Here is an 8,709-nt window from a genome sequence, read left to right on the forward strand (position 1 = left end):
GCTGTAGCGGGTTGCTGCCGGCGACGGGGTTTTTGCGGCCGGGGGTGTACGGATACCCCTGTCGGGTACCCGTACACCCCCGGACTCACCGACACCCCAAGGGGTGGTGTGGAGAGCTCAGAGCTGGCCGGCAGCGCTTTCCTCCTCGGTGGCCGCGGCCTCCTCGGCAAGGCCGGACGCGCGCCCCGCGACCATCTCGACGACCTTGCGGGCGAGCTCCTGGGCGGACAGGCCGATGTCAGCCATGACCTCCGGGCGCTTGCCCTGGTCGAGGAAGGTCTGCGGGATGCCGAAGTCGCGCAGCGGTACGTCGACGTCGGCGTCACGCAGCAGCTGCGCGAAGGTCGACCCGACCCCGCCGACCCGGCCGTTGTCCTCGACCGTGACCACGAGCGAATGCATCCGGGCGAGGTCCACGAGCACCGGATCCAGTGGCTTGACCCACCGCGGGTCGACGACGGTGATCCCGATACCGTGGCTCGCGACCCGCTCGGCGACCTGCAGGCAGGTACTCGCCATCGCACCCACCGCTACCAGGAGAACCTCCCGCGACGGTGTCGCCTCGGGCGAGCGGTAGAGGATGTCGACCGACCCAACCCGCTCGATCGCGGGGATGTCTGGGTTGATCTTGCCCTTGGCGAAGCGCACCACCGACGGCCCGTCGGAGATCGCCAGCGCCTCGCGGAGCTCGGCCCGCAGCGTGGGCTCGTCCCGCGGCGCGGCCAGTGCCAGCCCGGGTACGAGCTGCAGAAAGGACATGTCCCACATGCCGTTGTGGGATGGCCCGTCCTCACCGGTGACACCGGCCCGGTCCAGGACAAAGGTGACCGGCAGCCGGTGCATGGCGACGTCCATCAGCACCTGGTCGAAGGCTCGGTTGAGGAATGTCGCGTAGACGCACACCACCGGCTTGAGGCCGCCCATGGCCAGGCCCGCGGCGGAGGTGACCGCATGCTGCTCGGCGATACCGACGTCGAACACGCGGTCGGGAAAGGCCGTGGCGAACTTCTGCAGACCGACCGGCTGCAGCATGGCCGCGGTGAGGGTGACGACGTCCGGACGCTCATGGCCGATCTGGACGATCTCATCGGAGAAGACGCCCGTCCAGCTGGCGCCGCCGCCGCTGCCGGCCGTGGCCGGCTTGCCTGTACTCGGGTCGATGACCCCGACCGCGTGGAAACAGTCGGCGTCATCCTGCTCGGCGGCTGGATAGCCGAAGCCCTTGCGGGTCACACAGTGGACGATCACCGGCCCACCGAAGTCACGGGCCCGCCGCAGCGCCGACTCGACCGCGTGGACGTCGTGCCCGTCCACCGGCCCCACGTACTTCAGGCCGAGGTCCTCGAACATGCCCTGGGGCTGGACGACGTCCTTGATGCCCTTCTTGATCCCATGCAGGGCGTCGTAGAGCGGCGCACCGACCAGCGGGGTACGGCCCAGCACCTGCTTGACGACGTCGAGGACCTGCTCGTACTCGGGCGCGAGCCGCAGGGCAGCCAGATGATCGGCCAGCCCACCGATGGTCGGGGCGTAGGAGCGCCCGTTGTCGTTGACGACCACGATCACCGGGCGGTCCGCGGCCGCGATGTTGTTCAACGCTTCCCAGCACATGCCGCCGGTCAACGCGCCGTCGCCCACAACGGCGACGACCGCGCGGGACTCACCACGCAGCGCGTACGCCCGGGCCAGCCCATCGGCGTAGGACAGGGCTGTCGAGGCGTGCGAGTTCTCGATGATGTCGTGCGGTGACTCGGCCTGGCTGGGATACCCGGACAGGCCACCCCGCTGCCGCAGGTCCGCGAACGCGTCCGCGCGGCCGGTCAGGATCTTGTGAACATAGGACTGGTGGCCGGTGTCCCACAGGATCCGGTCATGGGGCGAGTCGAACACCCGGTGGATCGCGATGGTCAGCTCGACGGCGCCGAGGTTCGGCCCGAGATGACCACCTGTGCGCGCCACCGCGTGAATAAGAAAGTCGCGGATCTCCGCCGCCAGCGCGGGAAGATCGTCGACTGCCAGTCTCTTCAGATCGTGCGGATTGCGAACGGTCGACAGAAGCGACACCGACACTTCCTCTCCGTGCACTTCCTCCCCCTTTTTGAGGGGATCGGCCCCGGACGCCGCTCAGTCTACGCAGGTCAGAGGATCAGTCGCGGTCGCGGATTGGACATGTGAACACGTCGCAAACAGGTAGCAAGAAGGCCAGTCGACGCTTACGATGCGTGGTTTGCCCATGAGTATCCGGCCCATCCAGCGGCGCCGGGACACATGCGTGTCCTCCCGCCGGGCGTGTCCGGACGCGGGCTCCCCCGGTGTGCCGTCAGACCGGCCCGTGCAGTAACGCCACGCATTCGACGTGGGCGGTCATCGGGAACAGATCGAACGCCCGCAGCTCCACCAGGGAGTAGCCCTGCGCGACGGCCACCGCGAGATCCCGGCCCAGCGAGGCGGGATCACAGGCCACGTACACGACCGCCCGGGGGCCGGGCGCAAGCAGTTCGCGCATCACAGCGGTGCCCGCGCCCGCCCGGGGCGGATCGAGGACGACGATGTCAGCGCCGGTACCGGCCAGCCCGCGCAGGGAGCCGGGCGAAACCCGGACGCCCCGTAACGACACCTGCGGGAGGTCCGCGAGGCTGCGCGCGGCGGAGGCCACCGCGCGCGGGTCGGACTCCATCGCCACCACGAGACCGCCGGGACCGACGGCTTCGGCAAGCGCGGCGGTGAACAGGCCCGCACCCGCGTACAGGTCGAGCGCCCGTTCCCCGGCGCGCGGCGCCAGGCCGGTCAGGACCGCGTCCACCAGCGCCTCGGGCGCACCCGGGTGGACCTGCCAGAACACCCCGGGAGCCAGGATGAACCGGCGCCCGCGTACCACCTCGACGATCTCGGTGTCGGCACCGTCGGCAGAAAAACCAGCGGCACGGGCCTCCGATGTGATAATCGTGCTGCCGCTCGACACGCTCGCGGCCACGTCGATCTCAGGCCCGGCAGTGCCATCGGTCGTGTCCGCGCCGGCCGCCGGGAAGGTCCGACCGGCGACGGCGGCGCGCACGAGCGGGTGCGCTATCCGGCAGTCCGCCGCCGCGACAGTCTCGTGCGAGCGGTGCCCGCGCAGGGCGACCTCGCCCTGCTCCGTCAGCGTGTAACGCATCCGGGTGCGCCAGCCCAGGCCGTCGGGCAGCGCGCCGGGCGGCGGATCCAGCGCCTCGACCTCCACCGGCCAGTCGAGCCCGGCCAGCCGGCGCAGCTGCTCCCGGACCACCTCGGCTTTGAAGCGACGCTGGGCGGCAACGGAGGTGTGCTGCCAGTCGCATCCGCCGCAACGGCCGGGCCCGGCATGCGGGCACGGCGCGGTCACCCTGTCCGCCGACGGCCGCAGGACCTCGACGGCGTCAGCCCGCCAGTACCGGTCGTGCGAGGTGTCGGTCAGGCAGGCCCGGACCCGTTCACCCGGCAGCGTGTGCCGGACGAAGACGACCCGGCCGTGGTGGCGGGCCACGCACATCCCGCCGTGCGCGACAGGCCCGATGTCAAGCTCGACAACCCGCGCGGATTCTCCGGCGGCCCGCTCGGGGACGCCCGGCCGGGGGCGGTGACCGCTCACCGCCGGGTCGCTTCGGCGTCCGTGCCGTCAGCCGGCGCCGCGGCCGACGGCTGAGCCGCCGCCCGACCGGCTCGCCCGGCTCGCCCAGCAGCCTGGGCGGGGGTGGCCGAGCCGGTGGCTCGCCGTACCGCCCCCGGCGCGATCCGGTCCAGGCGCCGGCCTGCCTGTTCCGAGGAGACGAGCTGCCACGGGACGCTGGTGACCATCACCCCTGGCTGGAAGAGCAGCCTCGCCTTCAGCCGCAGCGCGCTCTGGTTGTGGAGGAGCTGTTCCCACCAGTGCCCGACCACATACTCGGGGATGAACACGGCGACCACGTCGCGCGGGCTCTCCCGCCGGATACCGGCGACATAGTCCAGCACCGGTCGGGTGATCTCGCGATAGGGCGAGGCAAGTTCGACCAGGTCGATGCCGATGGCCCGCTCCTCCCAGGCCTGGCGGACCCGGCCGGACTCGGCCGGGTCGACCGCCACGGTGAGCCCGACCAGGGTGTGGGGCCGCGTGGCCTTGGCGTAGGCCAGGGCTCGCAGCGTCGGTTCGTGGATCTTGCTGACCAGCACCACCGCGTGCACCCTGGAGGGCAGCGTCGGCGGCCCCGGCTCGGGCTGCAGCTCCTGAGCCACCCGGTCGTAGTGCCGGTGGATCGCCCGCATCATCACAAAAATCACCGGCATGGCGACGCAGACGATCCATGCGCCGCGGGTGAACTTCGTGGCCAGCACCACGAGAAGCACGACAGCGGTCACGCAGGCGCCGACGAAGTTGATCGCCTGTGAACGCCGGATGCGGCGGCGGAGCACCGGATCGACGGCGTCCGGATGATCGCTGTTCAAGATGTCCTGCCAGTGCCGCACCATGCCGGTCTGGCTGCACACGAACGACACGAACACACCGATGATGTACAGCTGAATGAGCCGGGTCACCTCGGCGTCGAACGCGACGATCAGAAGAACGGCGAGAGCGGCGAGCGTGATGATCCCATTGCTGAAAGCAAGACGATCACCACGGGTGTGCAGCTGACGCGGCAGATACCCGTCCCTGGCGAGGATCGACCCAAGCACCGGAAACCCGTTGAAGGCGGTGTTCGCGGCCAGCACAAGGATCAGGGCCGTGACGACGGCGACGTAGAGGAAGCCGAACGACCCGTCCCCGAAAACCGCGGCGGCCACCTGCGCGATGACCGTACGCTGCGTTGCGGCTACGGCCCCGTTCGCGCCCACGAGATTGGCCGGGTTCTCCGCCACGTGGACATGCGAGATCATCGCCAGGATGGTGACGCCACTGAACATGGTGACCGCTATCAGTCCCATGGCCAGCAGCGTCGTCGCCGCGTTGCGGCTCTTGGGCGGGCGGAACGCGGGGACCCCGTTACTGATCGCCTCCACGCCGGTGAGCGCCGTACAGCCGGACGAGAACGCCCGCAACGCCAGGAACACGGTGGCAAGACCGCCGAACGCGGACTCGGCGTGCACCTGGTAACTCGCGCTCTCGGCACGGGGCGGATGCCCGACCACGGTCTGCAACAGCCCGACGGCGACCATCAGCAGGACGCCGACGACAAAGCCGTAGGTCGGGACGGCGAACGCCGTACCCGACTCCCGGACACCGCGCAGATTCACGATCGTCAGCACGACGATCAGCACCACGGCGAGAAGCACCTTGTGCCCGGCCAGGCTGGTCGCGGCTGACGTGAGGTTCGCGACCCCGGCGGCGACCGACACGGCGACCGTGAGGATGTAGTCGACGAGCAGCGCGCTCGCGGCCGTGAGGCCGACCCGCGGCCCCAGGTTCGTCATCGCGATCTCGTACGCGCCGCCACCGGTGGGGTACGCGCGCACGTTCTGCCGGTAAGAGGCGACGACGGTCAGCAACACCACGACGACCGTGGCGGCCACCCACGGCGCAAGGTGGTAGAAAGCCAGACCGCCGAGTGACAGAACGAGCAGGATTTCCTCGGTGGCGTACGCCACCGAGGACAGCGGATCACTGCCGAAGACAGGCAGGGCGATCCGCTTGGGCAGCAACGTCTCGCCGAGTTTGTCGCTCCCGAGAGGGCGACCGACGAAGCCGCGCTTGAGGCGGTCCGTGAGCCTCACGCGGCGATGCTACCGACTGGTGTGACCAGCATCGCATCGCTGTGAGATGTCCGATACCTCCGCCGATGGACTCCGTCCACGCATCGACCGGGGCGACTGCGCGGGACTACGCTCTGCGGCGTGCATGTGGTGATCCTCGGTTGCGGTCGAGTCGGTTCGGCGCTCGCCCGCAGCGTCGACCGGTATGGCCACAGCGTCTCCATCATCGACCAGGACCCGGACGCCTTCACCCGGCTGCCCGCGGACTTCAGCGGCCGGATGGTCACCGGGGTCGGTTTCGACCGGGGCACCCTGATCGAGGCCGGCATCCGGGACGCGGCGGCGTTCGCCGCGGTTTCCAGCGGCGACAACTCCAACATCATCGCGGCCAGGATCGCGCGGGAGATGTTCGGCGTGACCAGCGTCGTCGCCCGCATCTACGATCCCCGCCGGGCTGAGGTGTACGAACGGCTCGGTATTCCCACGGTCGCCACCGTACGGTGGACCCGCGACCAGATCCTGCGCCGGCTCGTCCCGGATGCCATAACGCCGGAGTGGACGGACACATCCGGCACGATCCTGCTGTCAGAGATGACGCCCTCCATATCATGGGTGGGGCTGCGCGTCTCCACGCTTGAGGGTGCCGCGGGTGTCCGGGTCGCCTGTGTCACCCGTTTCGGCGAAGGCCTGCTTCCCGATCCCCGTACCCTCATCCAGGACGGCGACACGCTGCACATCGCCTTTCCCAAAGCACGGGCGGCGCAGGTGGAAGCTGTGCTGCGGTCCGGTCCGAAGGAAGGTCCACCCGCATGAGGCCACGTCGGATCGCCATCGCCGGAGCTGGCAAGGTCGGCCGTTCCATCGCCGCCGAACTGATCGACAACGGCTCCGAGGTCATGCTGATCGAACGTGACCCGCGCAAGATACGCACAGGCGCGCTCCCGCGTGCCAACTGGCTGCTGGCGGACGCATGTGAGCTGGCCTCCCTGGAGAGCGCCAACCTCCAGGAGTGCGCGGTGATGGTCGCCGCGACCGGGGACGACAAGGTCAACCTGGTCGTGTCGCTGCTGGCGAAGACCGAGTTCGGGGTGCCGCGGGTGGTGGCACGTGTCAACCATCCGAACAACGAGTGGCTGTTCACCGAAGCGTGGGGCGTGGACGTGGCCGTGTCCACCCCACGGCTGCTGACCGCCCTGGTCGAGGAGGCGGTGAGCGTCGGCGACCTCGTCCGCCTGATGCGCTTCATGCAGGGCAACGCCTCGCTGGTGGAGCTGACCCTGGCCGAGGATTCGCCGGTGATCGGGAGGCCCATCGCGCAGATTGCGCTCCCCGCTGACGCGGCGCTGGTGGCGATCCTGCGCGACGGGCGGGTCGTCCTGCCCTCCCCCGACGCCACGCTAGAAGAAGGCGATGAGGTGCTCGCCGTGGTGACAGCCGGCGCAGACGTCGAGGAGGCCCTCAGCGAGGCTCTGGGCGGGACGCCGGTGGACTCGCCACCACCGGCGCGGTGACCTGAAGGCCGGCGGAGCAGTCACGCTCGTCCACGGCAGCCTGGCTCGGCGCGAGCCGCCGCACGATGGCGAAGGTCGCTATGATCGCGACGCCGAACAGCGGAAGCCCCAGGGCGATGTTGGCCGCGGCCAGCCATCCCGTCTGACCGGCCAGGTAGAGCACACCCTGGATGACGAACCGGAGACCGAAAACAACGATCCACACCAGCGTCGCCCGGATGGCGGCCCGGCGCAGGTGGCTGTGCTGACGCCAGTCGGCGTACCGGGCATCCATCGCGGCCAGCACGAAACCCGCGAGCGGCCTGCGCACCAGCAACGACAGCAGGCCGACTCCGGCGAAAACGGCGTTCTTCACGATACTGGGCAGGAAGAAGCCCTCGGCGCTGTGCGTCCGGGAGGCGACGAACGCGGCGAACCCCACCGCGAACAGACCGGAGAACGCCTGGCGCGCGGGTTCGCGGCGGACGACCCGCAGCGCGACGAGGGCCGCCGCCGTCGCCACGGCGAACACGATGCCCGCGGTCAGCCCGGCCCCGGCGTTGACCGCGACGAAAGCGACCGTGGGGATCGCACTGTCGACCATCCCGCGTGGGCCGCCCATGGCCTCGGCAAAGGACATCGGGGGCCGCTGCCCGGCGGCCGGCGCGACCTGCTGGTCGTCGGTCGGGAGGCTCACGCGCTCGCGGACGACGCGGGCAGCAGCTCGTATCGCGGGTTGAAGATGGTGGTACGGCTGTCCTGATTCATGACCATCCCAGCTGCTTTCACCGTGCGTCCCGTCTGAATCCCCGGTATGTGCTTCCGGCCCAGAAACACCAGGGTGACGGTACCGGTGCCGTCGTAGATGTCCGCCTCGAGGCTCTGCGCTCCAGCATGACTCCGTAAGGTAACCGAACGGATCGAACCGACGACGCACACCTCCTGCCGCTCGTGACACTCACCCATGGGGATGGCCCCGGCCGCCTCGACCGTCCGCTGCAGGTCCTCCGCTTCCAACACCTGATCATCCGCGTTCAGCCGGTGGACGACCCGCCCCCACCAACCGCCTCGGTCTCCCACGGCTCCTCCGGTTGAACTCGAGCATGCACGGAACTGGGTTAAGAGCGCCCGAAAATATGAGGACGCGGCGTCGCGGGGCTGGGGCACGCAACACAGGCAACATCGGGGTAACGAACCGACGCGCCCCAGTGTGCCCGCCCGGCAGCCCGGCCTCCACACTTGCGCGGGTTTCCGGCCCAGGGCCCCGGCCGCTGTGCTCACGCGTGCCTCGGTGCTCACGCATGCCTCAACCACTCGTCGCGCGACACGTCATGACCGAAAGACAGCGATACCAGCGGCGTGAAGCCACCAGCGCTCCGTGCGGGCGTCAGCTACGACGGGCTGGTGAGCGATGGCATACCCACGCTGATGACTGCCGGTGGCAGTCTGCGCATCGCCGGCTCCGGTGGGCACCGTGTCAGGCGCGTCGACCCGGCTGGGCGTATCAGTACCGTCATACCGTAACCGAGCCGACCTT

The 8,709-nt window shown here is 69.7% G+C and carries 7 protein-coding genes; 2 read left to right on the forward strand and 5 right to left on the reverse strand.

Annotation, left to right across the window (positions count from 1 at the left end):
- Positions 1-117: 117 nt before the first annotated feature.
- The 3 genes from dxs to MJ797_RS05370 all read right to left on the reverse strand — a co-directional run bounded on the left by dxs (position 118) and on the right by MJ797_RS05370 (position 5,703).
- Positions 118-2,064, reverse strand: a complete 1,947-nt coding sequence (dxs, locus tag MJ797_RS05360) for a 1-deoxy-D-xylulose-5-phosphate synthase (protein ID WP_239332437.1) — start codon at positions 2,062-2,064, stop codon at positions 118-120.
- Positions 2,065-2,320: 256 nt separating this feature from the next.
- On the reverse strand, positions 2,321-3,607 hold the full coding sequence (locus tag MJ797_RS05365) for a class I SAM-dependent RNA methyltransferase (RefSeq protein ID WP_239332439.1): 1,287 nt from the start codon (positions 3,605-3,607) through the stop codon (positions 2,321-2,323).
- Positions 3,604-5,703: an APC family permease gene (locus tag MJ797_RS05370; protein WP_239332441.1), complete on the reverse strand. Its 2,100-nt coding sequence runs from the start codon at positions 5,701-5,703 to the stop codon at positions 3,604-3,606. Before MJ797_RS05370 ends, MJ797_RS05365 begins: the two co-directional genes overlap by 4 nt.
- 120 nt (positions 5,704-5,823) lie before the next feature.
- Here MJ797_RS05370 and MJ797_RS05375 point away from each other — a divergent pair, with 120 nt between their 5' ends.
- Both MJ797_RS05375 and MJ797_RS05380 read left to right on the forward strand, forming a co-directional pair.
- On the forward strand, positions 5,824-6,495 hold the full coding sequence (locus MJ797_RS05375) for a TrkA family potassium uptake protein (protein WP_239332443.1): 672 nt from the start codon (positions 5,824-5,826) through the stop codon (positions 6,493-6,495).
- A complete protein-coding gene (locus tag MJ797_RS05380) occupies positions 6,492-7,193 on the forward strand; it encodes a TrkA family potassium uptake protein (protein ID WP_239332445.1) in 702 nt (233 codons plus the stop codon). The genes MJ797_RS05375 and MJ797_RS05380 overlap by 4 nt, the downstream gene beginning before the upstream one ends.
- Here MJ797_RS05380 and MJ797_RS05385 read toward each other — a convergent pair.
- A complete protein-coding gene (locus MJ797_RS05385) occupies positions 7,141-7,812 on the reverse strand; it encodes a DUF3159 domain-containing protein (RefSeq protein WP_239332572.1) in 672 nt (223 codons plus the stop codon). The two genes, MJ797_RS05380 and MJ797_RS05385, sit on opposite strands and share 53 nt — an antisense overlap.
- Positions 7,813-7,865: 53 nt before the next feature.
- The gene (locus MJ797_RS05390; RefSeq protein ID WP_239332447.1) at positions 7,866-8,252 is read right to left on the reverse strand and encodes an OB-fold nucleic acid binding domain-containing protein; all 387 of its coding nucleotides are present in this window, start codon (positions 8,250-8,252) and stop codon (positions 7,866-7,868) included.
- Positions 8,253-8,709: the final 457 nt, after the last annotated feature.

The organism is Protofrankia sp. CiP3 (genome assembly GCF_917627345.1).
Taxonomy (GTDB): domain Bacteria; phylum Actinomycetota; class Actinomycetes; order Frankiales; family Frankiaceae; genus Protofrankia.